The sequence below is a fragment of the Mesorhizobium sp. 1M-11 genome, assembly GCF_001303895.1.
Taxonomy (GTDB): Bacteria; Pseudomonadota; Alphaproteobacteria; order Rhizobiales; family Rhizobiaceae; genus Mesorhizobium.
Genome location: NZ_LJSD01000057.1, coordinates 59,745 through 73,377, shown reverse-complemented (window position 1 = coordinate 73,377; position 13,633 = coordinate 59,745). Strand labels below are relative to the sequence as shown.

Below are 13,633 nucleotides of genomic sequence, written 5' to 3'. Positions count from 1 at the left end.
CGATGACCATTCCCTCCGAAATGCAGGCGCTTCTTCTGGTCGGTGACGGCTATGCACGCGAGCCAAGCGGCAGCGTGCTGGAAGCGACGGAGCCTTATCTGCGGTCCGGCGTCATCGGGGTGCCGGTGCCGGGTGCAACGCAGGTTCTCATCAAAGTGAGCCTGGCTTCGATCAATCCTTCCGACGTGATGTTCGTGAAAGGGCTGTATGGCCAGCCACGCGTGCAAGGCCAGCCTGCCGGCTTCGAAGGCGTGGGCACGGTGGTTGCGGCCGGTGAGGACAGCTATGCGCAGAGCCTCGTCGGCAGGCGCATTGCCTTCGCCACCGGTCTCACCAACTGGGGCGCCTGGGCCGACTATGCGCTGGCCGAAGCACTCGCCTGCATTCCCTTGATCGACAGCGTCCGCGACGAGGACGCGGCGGCGATGATCGTCAATCCGCTGACCGCGATCGCCATGTACAGCATCGTCAAGGATGAAGGGCACAAGGCATTTGTCATGACCGCCGGTGCCAGCCAGTTGTGCAAGCTGATCATCGGGCTTGCGGAGGAGGACGGCTATCATCCGATCGTCACGGTTCGCCGGGATGACCAGATCGCGCCGCTGAAGGAGCTGGGCGCGGCGCATGTGCTCAACGAAAAGGCGCCGGATTTCGCCAGGACACTGCGCGAAGTGATGAGGATGGAGCAGCCGCGCATCTTCCTTGACGCGGTCACCGGTCCACTCGCTTCGCTGGTGTTCGACGCCATGCCCAAACGCTCGCGCTGGATCATCTATGGCCGGCTTGACCCGTCGGACACGCTAATCCGAGAGCCTGGCCAACTCATCTTTCAACAGAAGCAGGTGGAAGGTTTCTGGCTGACCGACTGGATGCGCAAGCACAAGGACCGCAGGGGGCCGGCAGCCCTCGAAGTGCAAAGGCGCTTCTCCAGTGGGAGCTGGTCCACCGACGTGACCGCGGTGGTGCCGCTGGACCAGGCGATGGAGCGCATTCCGGCGGAGCTCGCCAAACCCAACGGCAAAGTCTTCATCCGGCCCTGATCGCAATTCTGCGGCAATGTTGGCCGCATAGACAGCTGTCTTGACGATCACCTCCGCGGCGCCTGGGCTGTACCGCACAACCCAGGGCATGATATGCCGCGCCGAATAAAAAGGCGGCTCCGGATTTCGCGAAGCTGCCAACGTTGGGCAATGTTGGGTAATGGCAAAAGTCAGGCAGTCTTGGGACTGGGGTGGTCTTGTCCTGTGGATCGGCGGCTTTGTCGCCATCCTGGTCATGGCCGGCATGGCGCCGGACCATCGGTCGGTGATGCGCAGCTACCGTATTGCCAGCGATATGTTCCTTGCCGGCAAGCCGCTCTACGATCTCGACATCGCCATGGGCTATCTCTATTCGCCCGCCTTCGCTGCTCTCTATGTGCCGTTCATGAAGCTCGGCCCGGTGGTCGGCGACAGCTTGTGGCGTGTCCTGAACTTTGCCGTGCTGACCTATGCCGTCTGGCGGCAGGTTCGCACGATCGACCCGGCGAACCGTCTCTGGATGTTCTCCTATGCGCTTTTTCTGGCCGTGCCGATCACAGCCGGGGCACTGCGCAACGGTCAGGCAACCATCCTGCTCGCCGGCGCCTGCTGGCTGCTGGTGCTGTCCGCGCTGGAGGGGCGGCGTGCAGAGACCTTCCTATGGGCAACGGTCGCCGTTATCGCCAAGCCGACCGCCATCATCGTCTTTCTGCTGGTCGGAGCGCTTCGACTGCGGCTTATCCCGATACTTGTGTTGTCGCTGCTCTCGGTACTGGCACTTCCCTATGCCTTTGCGCCGGCCGGCTATGTCAACCAGCTTTACCGCGACTTCGCCACGTTGATGACCTCGATGTCGGTCGACAAATCGATCGCCTTCGAGATGGCCGACTTCACGGCTCCCTTCGCCGCACTCGGCATGCCCATCTCCACCCAGGCCGCGACCCTGATAAGGATCGTGGTTGCCTTGCCGACGCTTCTCATGGTGCTGTGGTACGATCGCAACCTCGACCGCCGGCTCGCCGGTCTCGCGATCTTCCTGACTGCTGCGTTCTATATGAGCCTGCTCAACCCGCGCGTCGAATACAACACCTTCGCCTTGCTTGCGATGCCGGCCGGTGTGGCCCTGGCTGCGATCTGGGACAATGAGGATGGTGGCGCCCTGCGAAGCATCCTGGCCATAGCCTTGTTTGCCGCTGGCCTCAGCGGCATCAACTCGCATCTCCAGGATGCCTTGCGTCTCTGGTTCCGCCCCGTTGCCATGACGGCCATCACGCTGCCGATCCTGTGGTGGTTCTGGTCGGTCGCGCAGGGAAAATTCAGGCGCGCCGGAGCTCAAGCTCATGTCTGAAGCCAAACCGACGCTCGATATCGTTGCGCCGTTCTGGAACGAGGCTGCCTCGGCGGAAGAGTTCGCGCGGCTTTTGGCCGATATGGAAGCAGAGGTCTCGCGCCGTTTCGGTTTCAGGACACGCAAGATCCTGGTCGATGATGGCGGCACCGATAATGGTGCCGAGCGTTTCGCCAAAGCACTGACGGGTGAGTGGGAGATTGTCCGGCTCAGCCGCAACTTCGGCAAGGAGGTGGCGGTTCTGGCCGGTCTCGACAGGACGCAGGGCGACATGGTGCTGATCATGGACGCCGATCTGCAGCATTCACTGGATGTCAGTCTCAAGCTCATCGCCGAATTGGTAGAGGACCCGGACGTCGACGTGGTCTATGCCCGAACCAATCGCCAGGGTGCGAGCTGGAAGCGCAGCCAGCTGGCCAAACTTTTCTACAGTTTGATCAATTCGAGCCAGCGCTTCGATATTCCGGAAAATGCCGGCGATTTTCGCGTCATGCGCGGCCCGGTGGCCAGGGCATTGACTCAGCTGCGCGACAAGCGGCGCTTCAACAAAGGCCTCTATGCCTGGGCGGGATTCCGGCACAAGGCGCTGATCTACACACCAGCGGACCGCGCCAGCGGCACCAGCAAATGGAGCCGGCGCAACCTGCTCGCCTTTTCGCTCGAAGGCATCGCTTCCTTCTCCGTTGTGCCGCTGCGCATCCTCAGCCTGTCAGGGTTGGCAACAGCCCTTGCAGGCATCGTCTACGGCCTCAAGATATTCTTCGAAGTCGCCTTCTACGGGATCGCCGTACCTGGGTTTCCCAGCCTGCTGATTGCCATCGTCGTGCTCGGTGGCTTCAATCTCGCGTTGCTCGGACTCATCGGCGAATATGTCTGGGTGGCGCTGAGCGAGAGCAAGGACCGGCCGGTCTATATCGTACGCGATGTGATTAGCCACGGGTCGGACGGCCAAGAGCCGTGACGCGGCAGATCCGCCTGATCGCCGACGACTACGGGCTGGCGCCCGGTGTGTGCGATGCCATTCTCGAACTGCTCGAGCGCGGGCGCCTGACGGGCACCGGTTGCATGACCGGTTCGCCGGAATGGCAGCAGGCTGCGGTGCGCATCAAGCCACTGATCGGTCGCGTAGCGGTTGGCCTGCACCTCACCTTGACGGATCAGCCTGCACTGTCGGCGGATTCCAGTCTGGTATCTGCCGGATGCCTGCCGCCGCTCAGAGACCTTGCTGCGCCATTCAAGCGGAGGCGTATCAAGGCCGACGATGTTCACGCCGAGCTCGATGCGCAGCTTCGCCGCTTTGTCGATACACTTGGCTGCACGCCGGACTTCATCGATGGGCACCAGCATGTGCATTTCCTGCCTGTCGTTCGCGACTGGCTGAAGGTGCGCTTCGCCGCTTCCGAAAAGCCGGCGTTGCGCGGCGCACCGGTGGTGCCGCTCGAAGTCGGCGCCATCGCTGTGAAAACGGCCGTCATCGCGGCGCTTGCGCATGGCTTCGACCGGACCATGCAGGCGGCGGGATTTCCGATGTTGAAGCCGCTGGCCGGCATCTACGACTGGAAGCGGCCGGAGGATTTCGCGCCAACCTTGCGAGCGGCTGTTGTCACTCTACCCGAAGACGGCGTTTTCATGTGCCATCCCGGCCATGTCGATGCGGAGCTCGTGTCGCGCGACCCGATGCAGAAAGTGCGCGAGGTCGAATATGCCTTCCTCATGTCCAACGAATTCGGCGCGATCCTGGCGGCGCATGATGCTGTTGTGCGGAGTGGCGTGTCGTGAGCAGCGAGCCTGGCCGTTCACTCGGCAGCAAGATGATCCGCTTTGCCGTCGTCGGTCTCGCGAACACGGCAATCGATCTCGCCGCCTTCACGGTGCTGCTCTGGCTTGCCATGCCGCCGCTGACGGCCAATGTCGGTGCGTGGCTGGTCGCGGTCGCTTTCTCCTTCCTGGCAAACCGCTTCTGGTCCTTTGAGCGCGACAGCTCGATCCCGCTCAGTCACTCCGTGTTCCGCTTCGTCTCGCTGGGCGCGTTGATTTCGCTTGGCGTGTCCAGCGCCTTCATTGCCGGACTTGCCGGCTGGATTGGCATTTGGCCTGCCAAGATTGCCGGCATCATCGTGGCGGCGGCATTGAATTTCCTCGCTGCGCGCTGGTCGATCGAGGGCCGGTTGTTGCGCTAGGCTTGTCGGTCAGCGCAGGCCTTCCATCTCGCGGATGCGTCTGGCGCTGTCCGGTTCCATCTGACGGGTCACCGCGCCGATCAATGTCTCGGCAACGACAAACAAGGCTGCGGAGGAATCCCAAGGTGAAGGGACGGCGGTGCGCCCGGCAATGACATGGCGGGCGAAGCGGGCAATGGGCGACAGCCACTGATCGGTGAACAGCACGATCTGTACGCCGCGCTGATGCGCCTTCTCGGCGAAGCGGATCAGGCTGTCCTGGTAGCGGCGGATGTCGAAGATCACCAGCACGTCGCGCTTGCCCATATCGATCAGCCGGTCGCGCCACATGCTTTCCTGGCCGACAAGGTGGAAGACGTTGGGTCGGATGATGGCAAGATGGGCAGCCATGTAACGCGCCAGCGGGTCGGTGAAACGCCCACCGATCAGGAACATATGACCGCGATGATCGGCCATCTTCTCGGCAATCTCGTTCAACTGTTTGTCCGACAGGTGGCGGAAGGTCTCGCGCAGATTGTCGAGTGTGGCCTCGATCATCGGCGAAGCGGCATCACTTCTGCTCGGAGCGGTGACTGTGCGCGAGGCTGGTGACTGCAATTGCGCGGCGAGCTCGTCCTGCAGGGCGGACTGGAATTCCGGATAGTTCTGGAAGCCCAGCCGGGCGACGAAACGCAAAATGGTCGGCGAGGAGACACCTGCCTGTTGCGAGAAATCGGCCACGGTCTTCAGGCCGATGACGGGATAGTTGGCGACCAGCGTCTGCGCGGCGCGACGTTCGCCCGTGGGCATGGAATCGATCCGGTCCGCGATCAGCTCGGCGATGGACGTGGTCGTCGTCTCAGTTCCCAACCCGGTATCCCCCAAGCTTTTCGGAAAAGGCGTTTGACAAAGACGGGCAAAGTGTATGAAATCATTCATGGGAGCGCAATGAGACAAAATACGTAACATACGATACGTTCCCGGGGACGGCGGATCGGATGGAGAGGACAAGCCGCAACAGGCATCCAGGCGCGGATTCCGTGAGGGTTACGAACCCCGACGGCGCGGGTGTCTTTGTCTTCACCTGCGACCATGCCTCGAACTTCCTGCCTGCCGAATTCGGCACGCTCGGTCTTCCCGCCTCCGACCTTGCCCGTCATATCGCCTGGGATCCTGGCGCGCTGCCCGTGGCGCAGATCTTGAGTGAACGGCTCGACGCACCTTTGGTCGAGACCCGCGTTTCACGTCTGGTTCTGGACTGCAATCGCCCCCTCGGCGCGCCGGACCTGATCCCGCCCGTCAGCGAAACAACTACCATTCCCGGCAACGAGAACCTTTCGGCCGAAGCGCGCCAGGCGCGCGTTGACCGCTGCTGGAAGCCCTTTCACGAAACGATCGAAGGCCTGATCGAGGCGCGGACGGCGCGCGGTCTGGAGACACGGCTGGTGTCGGTGCATTCCTTCACGCCGATCTACAAGGGCATCGACCGTCCCTGGCATATCGGCATTATCCACGACGACGATACACGGCTATCGGCGCCCCTGATCGCGGCACTGAAGCGGGAGGGTGGCTTTACCGTCGGCGCCAATCAGCCCTATTCGCCGGCAGACCGCGTCTACTTCACGCTGGAACGGCATGCGCGCTCGCGTGGCCTGTTGTGCGCGATGATCGAGATCCGCAACGATGAGATCCGGGATCAATCCGGACAGGAAAAATGGGGAGAACGGCTGGCGGGCATCTTCACCGGCCTCGAACCCGCGCGGCTGCCGAAGCCGCCGCCGATGAAAACGGTACGAACGATCGAAGGCACCATCTGAAAGTACAAATAAGGGAACACTCTTATGGCAGCGCCTGGTTACTCTGAACATGACAAGAGCGAGGACATGAAGGTCCTCCACTCGATGGGCTACGCCCAGGAACTCGAGCGGCGGCTCTCCCGCTTCTCCAACTTCGCCGTTTCCTTCTCCATCATCTGCATCCTGTCGGGCGGCATCAATTCGCTTGCCCAGGCAACCTCCGGCGCCGGTGGCATCGGCATCGGTATCGGCTGGCTGGTCGGCTGCTTCGTGTCGCTGACATTCGCCGTGGCGATGTCGCAGATTTCCTCCGCCTATCCGACAGCCGGTGGCCTCTATCACTGGGGCTCGATCCTCGGAAATCGCGGCACCGGCTGGGTGACGGCCTGGCTCAACCTGTTTGGCCTCGTCACCGTGCTCGGCGCCATCAATGTCGGCACCTGGACGTTCTTCATGGGTGCTTTCGGTCCGACGCTCGGCATCGAGAACACACTGACGACGCAGACCATATTCCTGATCATCATCACCGGCGCACAGGCGCTTATCAATCACCTCGGCATCAAGCTGACCGCCAAGCTGACGGACTTCTCCGGCTACCTCATCTTCTTCGGTGCCATCCTGATCGCGCTGGTTTGCCTGTTCTCGGCGGAGACCTGGGATTTCAGCCGCCTGTTCACCTTCAAGAACTATTCAGGTGACGCGGGTGCGGGTGTGTGGCCGCAGGTCTCCGACTGGTGGGTGTTCTCGCTCGGCCTCCTGCTGCCGATCTACACCATCACCGGTTACGATGCCTCCGCGCATACTTCCGAGGAAACCATCAAGGCCGCGAGTTCCGTGCCGCGCGCCATGGTCATGTCGGTCGTCTGGTCGGCGTTGTTCGGCTACGCCTTCCTCGCTGCTTTCGTGCTGATGATCCCCAACATGGACGAAGCGGCCAAGCAGGGCTGGAACGTGTTCTTCTGGGCCTTCGACCAGCGGGTCGGCTCTGGCGTCAAGGAACTCGTCTATATCGTCGTGTTCCTGGCACAGCTGCTGTGCGGCCTGGCCACTGTGACATCGGCCTCGCGCATGATCTTCGCCTTCTCGCGCGATGGCGGCCTGCCTGCCTCGGGAGCGCTGTCGAAGGTGAGCCCGACATATCGCACGCCGGTGGCTGCGATCTGGACGGCATCGATCCTCTCGGTGCTGTTCGTCTGGGGTTCTTCTCTTGTGTCGGTTGCCGGTACCTCGGCCTACACCATCGTGGTGTCGTGCACCGTCATCTTCCTGTTCCTGTCCTTCACGGTGCCGATCGTGCTCGGCATGATGGCCTGGGGCACCACGAAGTGGGACAAGATGGGGCCGTGGAACATGGGTAAGGGCGTGTTCATGCTGTTTGGCCTGCTCTCGATCATTTCGATGATCCTGATCTTCATCATCGGCATCCAGCCGCCGAACGACTGGGCGCTCTACATCACCATCGGCTTCCTGGTGCTGACCGCGATCGTCTGGTTCGCCTTCGAGGCCCGTCGTTTCCAAGGTCCGCCGATGGGCGAGATCGTGGCGGCGCGTCAGGCCGCGATCAAGGCCGCCGAGCAGGCGGTCGGCGAAACCGGTGGCTCGCACTGACCGATCATCGATCAAGATCGTGGCCGGTTCGCCGGCCACGATCTTCCCTCCAAGAATTCCGTTCCTGAAAAAGTGAAAGCCGGAGTGCTCTAAGAATGGCAGGCAACCTTTCGTTCGACCAGTTGAAGAAGGCGGTACAGGCAGGGGAGATCGACACCGTTCTCGCCTGCGCCGTCGATATGCAGGGCCGACTCGTCGGCAAGCGTTTCCTGGCGCAGTACTTCGTCGATTCCGCGCATGACGAGACGCATGGCTGCAACTATCTGCTGGCGGACGACATCGATATGGAGCCTGTGCCCGGCTACAAGGCCGCGAGCTGGTCGAAGGGTTATGGCGACTTCGTCATGAAGCCGGATCTGGCGACGCTCAGGCAGATACCCTGGCTCGAAAAGACGGCGCTGGTGTTGTGCGATCTGCTCGATCACCACAGCCACGAGGACCTTGCCCATTCGCCGCGCGCCATCCTGCGCAAGCAGGTGAAGCGGCTGACCGAACGGGGTTATATCGGCTATTTCGCCTCCGAACTCGAATTCTATCTGTTCAGCGAGAGCTACGACGCTGCGCGAAAGAAGCACTGGCAAGGCATCGAGACAGCGTCTCCCTATATCGGTGACTACCAGATCGGCATCACCACCAAGGAAGAAGGCATCATGCGCCGCCTGCGCAACGAGATGCAGGCCGCCGGCATTCCGATCGAGAACTCAAAGGGCGAATGGGGCCCGGGCCAGGAAGAGATCAATGTGCGCTACGCCGAGGCGCTGGAGATGGCCGATCGCCACGTCATCCTGAAGAACGGCGCCAAGGAGATCGCCGATGCCGAAGGCAAGGCGATCACCTTCATGGCCAAGTACAACTACAGCCTTGCCGGCAACTCCAGCCACATCCACAATTCGCTGTGGAGCGCGGACGGCAAGACTCCGCTGTTCTACGACAAGAAGGGTCCGTGGACGCTGTCGGCACTCGGTCAGGCCTGGTCGGCCGGACAGCTCAAATATGCCAAGGAGTTCACCTGGTTCCTGGCGCCTTACATCAATTCCTACAAGCGCTTCCAGTCCGGCACTTTCGCACCGACCAAGATCATGTGGTCGGAAGACAATCGCACCGCCGGCTTCCGCTTGTGTGGTGAGGGCACCAAGGGCATCCGCATGGAATGCCGTATCGGCGGCGCCGACCTCAATCCCTACCTTGCTTTCGCGGCACTGATCGCGGCTGGCCTGGCCGGCATCGACGAGAAGCTGGAACTGCAGCAGCCTTTCGTGGGCGATGCCTACCAGGCTTCGCGCCTGCCGGAGATTCCGAAGACCCTGCGCGAAGCGACCGAGACCATGGCCAAGTCGAAGATGCTGAAGGCTGCTTTCGGCGAGGATGTGATCGGGCACTATGTGCACACCGCCCGCTGGGAACAGTTCGAGTACGACCGCCGCATCACTGACTGGGAACTGCACCGCGGCTTCGAACGGTATTGATGACCACTGCCTTTCCGGTGACGGAAAGGCAATCCGCATGAGCCCGAGCAAGGGTGTTTGACGGAAGGCATTTCGTTTAGACGCTGCTCGGCCTATCCCGCTTGCTGATGCTTTGTGCGAAAGCAGCGAACCATTTTGATTTGAAGGACTCCGATATGACCGAGACGGTCAAACTCACATCCCCCATCGACGGCTCGATCTATGTGGAGCGACCGATCGCGACCGACCAGGCCGTCAACGCCGCTGTGGAGCGTGCCCGCACCGCACAGGCCGATTGGGCACGGCTGCCGGTGGCGGAGCGCGCCAAATACATGCTGAAGATGCTGGAGGCGCTCGTCGGCATGGCCGACGAGATCGTTCCGGAACTGGCCTGGCAGATGGGCCGCCCTGTGCGTTATGGCGGCGAATTCGGCGGCGTCAAGGAACGCACGCAATACATGGTCGAGATCGCCGAGCGCGCGCTGGCGCCGGTGCCTGCCTCCAACCCAAAGGACGGATTCCGGCGCTACGTGAAGAAGGATCCACTCGGCGTCGTCATGGTGATCGCGCCGTGGAACTATCCCTACCTCACCGCGGTCAACACCATCGTGCCGGCCCTGATCGCCGGTTCCACCGTCATCCTCAAGCACGCCGCGCAGACGCTGCTGGTCGGCGAGCGTTTCGCCAAGGCCTTCGAGGCGGCGGGTCTGCCTAAATACGTTTTCCAGAATGTCGTGCTCAACCATGCGCAGACCGAGAAGCTGCTGGGCTCGGGTAAGATCGATCATGTCAACTTCACCGGCTCGGTCGCCGGCGGCCGCGCCATCGAGAAGGCGGCGGCTGGCACCTTCATGACGCTCGGCCTCGAACTCGGCGGCAAGGACCCGGCCTATGTGCTGTCCGACGCCAAGCTCGACCATGCGGTGGCCAATCTCGTCGAAGGCGCCTTCTTCAATTCGGGCCAATGCTGCTGCGGCATCGAGCGCGTCTATGTGCACGAGAAGGTCTATGACGATTTCGTCGAAGGCTTCATCGCAGAAACCAGGAGCTACGTGCTCGGCAATCCGCTCGATCAGGCAACCACCATGGGCCCGATGGCGCAGGCGCGCTTTGCCGACTTCATCCGCGAGCAGAAAGCCGAGGCGCTGCGTAAGGGTGCTACCGCGCACATGAACACCAAGGACGTCGCCGACAAGGCCGGATCGCCCTATCTGCCGGCCGAGGTGCTGACCAATGTCGACCACCAGATGAGCGTGATGCGCGAGGAAAGCTTCGGGCCGATCGTCGGGATCATGAAGGTGCGCAACGACGAGGAGGCGATCGCGCTTATGAACGACAGTCCTTACGGGCTGACGGCTTCGATCTGGACGGCCGACACCGATCGCGCCGTTGCCATCGGCGACCGTGTCGAAACCGGCACCGTGTTCATGAACCGTTGCGACTATCTCGATCCGGCGCTGGTGTGGACCGGGGTCAAGGACACCGGCAAGGGTGCCGCGCTGTCACAGATCGGCTACGACAACCTGACTCGGCCGAAGAGCTTTCATCTCAGAGAGACGATCTAGCCCCAGGCGCCCTTCATCGTCGCAAGCGATAGAGGGCGTTTCTTCTCAGCAGACCTATTTCATCTTTGTTTCCGAAAGAACCGCACCATGTCCAAGCTCGTCTCGAAATGGAATTACCCCACCACCGTGCGTTTCGGCGCCGGCCGTATCTCGGAACTGCCGGATGCGCTGGCCGCGACCGGCATCAAGAAGCCGCTGTTCGTCACCGATCCGGGCCTTGCCAAGTTGCCGGTGGTGGCATCCACGCTGAAGATTCTCGACGAGGCCAAGGTTCCCTACGGCGTCTTCTCGGAAGTGAAGCCAAACCCGATCGAGTCCAACCTCACTGCCGGCATTGCCGCCTTCAAGAAAGGCAAGCATGATGGCGTCATTGCCTTTGGCGGTGGCTCGGCGCTCGATCTCGGCAAGTTGATTGCCTTCCAGGCCGGCCAGACCCGGCCGGTCTGGGACTTCGAGGACATTGGCGACTGGTGGGCGCGTGCGAATGCCGACGCCATCGTGCCGATTGTCGCTGTGCCGACCACCGCCGGTACCGGTTCGGAAGTTGGCCGTGCTGGCGTCATCACACATGAGGAGAGCCACACCAAGAAGGTGATCTTCCACCCGAAGATGCTGCCGGGCATCGTCATCGCCGATCCCGCGTTGTCGGTCGGCATGCCTGCCTTCATCACCGCGGGTACCGGCATGGACGCGCTCGCCCACTGCCTAGAGGCCTATTGCGCGCCCGGCTATCATCCGATGGCCGACGGTATCGCGGTCGAAGGCGTGCGCCTGGTGTTCGAGAACCTGCCCAAGGCCTACGCCGACGGCAAGGACCTGACCGCCCGTGCCCATATGATGAGCGCGGCCGCCATGGGCGCCACCGCTTTCCAGAAAGGACTCGGCGCGATCCATTCGCTGTCGCATCCGATCGGCGCGCTCTACGACACCCATCATGGCATGACCAATGCCGTCTTCATGCCCTATGTGCTTGCCTTCAACCGCGAAGCCATCGAAGGCAAGATCGAGCGCCTGGCTGCCTATTGCGGCATCAAGGGCGGCTTCAATGGCTTTGCAAAGGCCATCATCAAGCTGCGCAAGGAACTGAAGGTTCCGCACACGCTTGGCGGCCTCATCAAGGACCTCGACATGGACAAGAAGCGCAAGGCTCTGATCGCCGATATGGCCATCGTCGACCCCACCGCCGGTGGCAACCCCGTTAAGCTGACTAAGAAAGCGGCGCTGTCGCTGCTGGAAAACTCTTTGTCGGGAACGGTATAAGAGACGCGCGAGACAGGTGCGACTGTCTTTCGAAAACTTGCGAAAAAACAAAAAATGCAAGGGGAACGAAAGGGCTGGGAGGAGGCGCCAAAAGCTTAGCCGGAAAATGATCGGGCACCCGATTGCGGGTGTCCGGGAGTTGTAGTTAACTTTTCGTGCCCTTCGGGGCGCGGGGGCGGTCCGCCTTCATCGGACTGTCATATATCAGGGATACCAGCCACTTGCTGGCGTCTCACGGCGCAGTTCAACGGAGAGAAAAATGTTCAGATTCACGGGAAAAGTGCTTTCCCTTACGGCGGTCGCCTTGATGGCCACTTCCGCCTTCGCTTCGGCCCAGTCGCTGGACGAACTGGTTGCTGCAGCCAAGAAGGAAGGTGAGCTCACCACGATCGCGCTGCCGCACGACTGGTGCGGTTATGGCGCCGTCATCGACGCCTTCAAGAAGAAGTATCCGGAAATCAAGGTCAACGAACTCAATCCCGACGCCGGTTCAGGCGATGAGGTTGAGGCGATCAAGGCCAACAAGGACAACAAGGGCCCGCAGGCTCCCGACGTCATCGACGTTGGCCTCTCCTTCGGCCCTTCGGCCAAGAAAGATGGTCTGATCCAGCCTTACAAGGTCTCGACCTGGGATTCGATCCCCGACAGCGCCAAGGATCCGGAAGGCTTCTGGTACGGCGATTATTACGGCGTCCTGTCCTTCATGGTGAACAAGGATCTGGTCAAGAATATCCCGGCCGACTGGGAAGACCTGCTGAAGCCGGAATACGCGAACTCGGTCGCGCTGGCCGGTGATCCGCGCGCGTCCAACCAGGCGATCCAGGCCGTTCACGCTGCGGGTCTCGCCTCCGGCGCCGCTGCCGGCAAGGCCGCTGGCGAAGCCGGCCTTGAGTTCTTCAAGAAGCTCAACGCCGCCGGCAATTTTGTTCCGGTCATCGGCAAGCCGGCGACGCTCGCCCAGGGCCAGACGCCGATCCTGATCAACTGGGACTACAATAACCTGTCCGGGCGCGACACGCTGAACGGCAATCCGCCGACCGAGATCGTCATCCCGGCCAAGGGCGTTGTGGCCGGTGTCTACGTGCAGGCGATCAGCGCCTATGCGCCGCATCCGAACGCCGCCAAACTCTGGATGGAACATCTCTATTCCGACGAAGGGCAGATCGGCTGGCTGAAGGGTTATTGCCACCCGATCCGCTTCAACGACCTCGCCAAGAACGGCAAGATCCCGCAGGAACTGCTCGACAAGTTGCCGCCGGCCGCCGCCTACGAAAAGGCCGTGTTCCCGACGCTGGACGAGCAGAGCGCTTCCAAGGAAGTGATCACGAAGAGCTGGGACTCGGCGGTGGGCGCCAACGTCAAGTAATTTACTGACGACTATCCGGGCGGCGCCATGCCGCCCGGATTCTTCCTAAAAAGACGGGCCGGCATGA

12 protein-coding genes are annotated in these 13,633 nt (G+C 61.7%); 11 read left to right on the top strand and 1 reads right to left on the bottom strand.

Annotation, left to right across the window (positions count from 1 at the left end; genetic code table 11):
* The first annotated feature begins 2 nt into the window (after nt 1-2).
* From AO692_RS25335 to AO692_RS25315, 5 genes are all read left to right on the top strand, one after another.
* A complete protein-coding gene (locus AO692_RS25335) occupies nt 3-1,040 on the top strand; it encodes a zinc-binding dehydrogenase (RefSeq protein ID WP_054312839.1) in 1,038 nt (345 codons plus the stop codon).
* A 160-nt stretch (nt 1,041-1,200) separates the two neighbouring features.
* Nucleotides 1,201-2,367, top strand: a complete 1,167-nt coding sequence (locus AO692_RS25330; RefSeq protein WP_054312838.1) for a glycosyltransferase 87 family protein — start codon at nt 1,201-1,203, stop codon at nt 2,365-2,367.
* Nucleotides 2,360-3,328: a glycosyltransferase family 2 protein gene (locus AO692_RS25325; protein WP_054312837.1), complete on the top strand. Its 969-nt coding sequence runs from the start codon at nt 2,360-2,362 to the stop codon at nt 3,326-3,328. Before AO692_RS25330 ends, AO692_RS25325 begins: the two co-directional genes overlap by 8 nt.
* Complete coding sequence (locus AO692_RS25320; RefSeq protein ID WP_054312836.1) at nt 3,325-4,146, top strand: ChbG/HpnK family deacetylase; 822 nt, start codon at nt 3,325-3,327, stop codon at nt 4,144-4,146. Before AO692_RS25325 ends, AO692_RS25320 begins: the two co-directional genes overlap by 4 nt.
* Nucleotides 4,143-4,547: a GtrA family protein gene (locus tag AO692_RS25315; RefSeq protein ID WP_244483490.1), complete on the top strand. Its 405-nt coding sequence runs from the start codon at nt 4,143-4,145 to the stop codon at nt 4,545-4,547. Before AO692_RS25320 ends, AO692_RS25315 begins: the two co-directional genes overlap by 4 nt.
* Before the next feature lie 9 nt (nt 4,548-4,556).
* Here the strand turns inward: AO692_RS25315 and AO692_RS25310 are convergent, their stop codons facing one another.
* On the bottom strand, nt 4,557-5,396 hold the full coding sequence (locus AO692_RS25310; protein WP_280138665.1) for a MurR/RpiR family transcriptional regulator: 840 nt from the start codon (nt 5,394-5,396) through the stop codon (nt 4,557-4,559).
* A gap of 128 nt (nt 5,397-5,524) precedes the next feature.
* Between AO692_RS25310 and AO692_RS25305 the strand changes: the two genes are divergently transcribed.
* From AO692_RS25305 to AO692_RS25280, 6 genes are all read left to right on the top strand, one after another.
* Nucleotides 5,525-6,343, top strand: a complete 819-nt coding sequence (locus tag AO692_RS25305) for an N-formylglutamate amidohydrolase (protein WP_054312835.1) — start codon at nt 5,525-5,527, stop codon at nt 6,341-6,343.
* A gap of 24 nt (nt 6,344-6,367) precedes the next feature.
* Nucleotides 6,368-7,930, top strand: coding sequence for an amino acid permease (locus AO692_RS25300; protein ID WP_054312834.1), 1,563 nt, complete (start codon nt 6,368-6,370; stop codon nt 7,928-7,930).
* A 95-nt stretch (nt 7,931-8,025) separates the two neighbouring features.
* Nucleotides 8,026-9,396 (top strand): glutamine synthetase family protein, encoded by a 1,371-nt coding sequence (locus AO692_RS25295; protein ID WP_054312833.1) that lies wholly within the window; start codon nt 8,026-8,028, stop codon nt 9,394-9,396.
* A gap of 155 nt (nt 9,397-9,551) precedes the next feature.
* Nucleotides 9,552-10,940: an aldehyde dehydrogenase family protein gene (locus tag AO692_RS25290; RefSeq protein ID WP_054312915.1), complete on the top strand. Its 1,389-nt coding sequence runs from the start codon at nt 9,552-9,554 to the stop codon at nt 10,938-10,940.
* 87 nt (nt 10,941-11,027) lie between these two features.
* Nucleotides 11,028-12,200 carry an iron-containing alcohol dehydrogenase gene (locus AO692_RS25285; RefSeq protein WP_054312832.1) on the top strand — a complete coding sequence of 391 codons (1,173 nt, stop codon included), beginning with the start codon at nt 11,028-11,030 and terminating at the stop codon, nt 12,198-12,200.
* Nucleotides 12,201-12,459: 259 nt separating this feature from the next.
* Nucleotides 12,460-13,566, top strand: coding sequence for an ABC transporter substrate-binding protein (locus AO692_RS25280; protein WP_054312831.1), 1,107 nt, complete (start codon nt 12,460-12,462; stop codon nt 13,564-13,566).
* The last annotated feature ends 67 nt before the right edge of the window (nt 13,567-13,633 follow it).

What these genes read in the sequence shown, in the direction of transcription:
- AO692_RS25335 (WP_054312839.1), top strand. Translation starts at nt 3, where the DNA reads ATGACCATTCCCTCCGAAATGCAGGCGCTTCTTCTGGTCGGTGACGGC.
- AO692_RS25300 (WP_054312834.1), top strand. Translation starts at nt 6,368, where the DNA reads ATGGCAGCGCCTGGTTACTCTGAACATGACAAGAGCGAGGACATGAAG.
- AO692_RS25325 (WP_054312837.1), top strand. Translation starts at nt 2,360, where the DNA reads ATGTCTGAAGCCAAACCGACGCTCGATATCGTTGCGCCGTTCTGGAAC.
- AO692_RS25280 (WP_054312831.1), top strand. Translation starts at nt 12,460, where the DNA reads ATGTTCAGATTCACGGGAAAAGTGCTTTCCCTTACGGCGGTCGCCTTG.
- AO692_RS25285 (WP_054312832.1), top strand. Translation starts at nt 11,028, where the DNA reads ATGTCCAAGCTCGTCTCGAAATGGAATTACCCCACCACCGTGCGTTTC.
- AO692_RS25330 (WP_054312838.1), top strand. Translation starts at nt 1,201, where the DNA reads ATGGCAAAAGTCAGGCAGTCTTGGGACTGGGGTGGTCTTGTCCTGTGG.
- AO692_RS25305 (WP_054312835.1), top strand. Translation starts at nt 5,525, where the DNA reads ATGGAGAGGACAAGCCGCAACAGGCATCCAGGCGCGGATTCCGTGAGG.
- AO692_RS25290 (WP_054312915.1), top strand. Translation starts at nt 9,552, where the DNA reads ATGACCGAGACGGTCAAACTCACATCCCCCATCGACGGCTCGATCTAT.
- AO692_RS25295 (WP_054312833.1), top strand. Translation starts at nt 8,026, where the DNA reads ATGGCAGGCAACCTTTCGTTCGACCAGTTGAAGAAGGCGGTACAGGCA.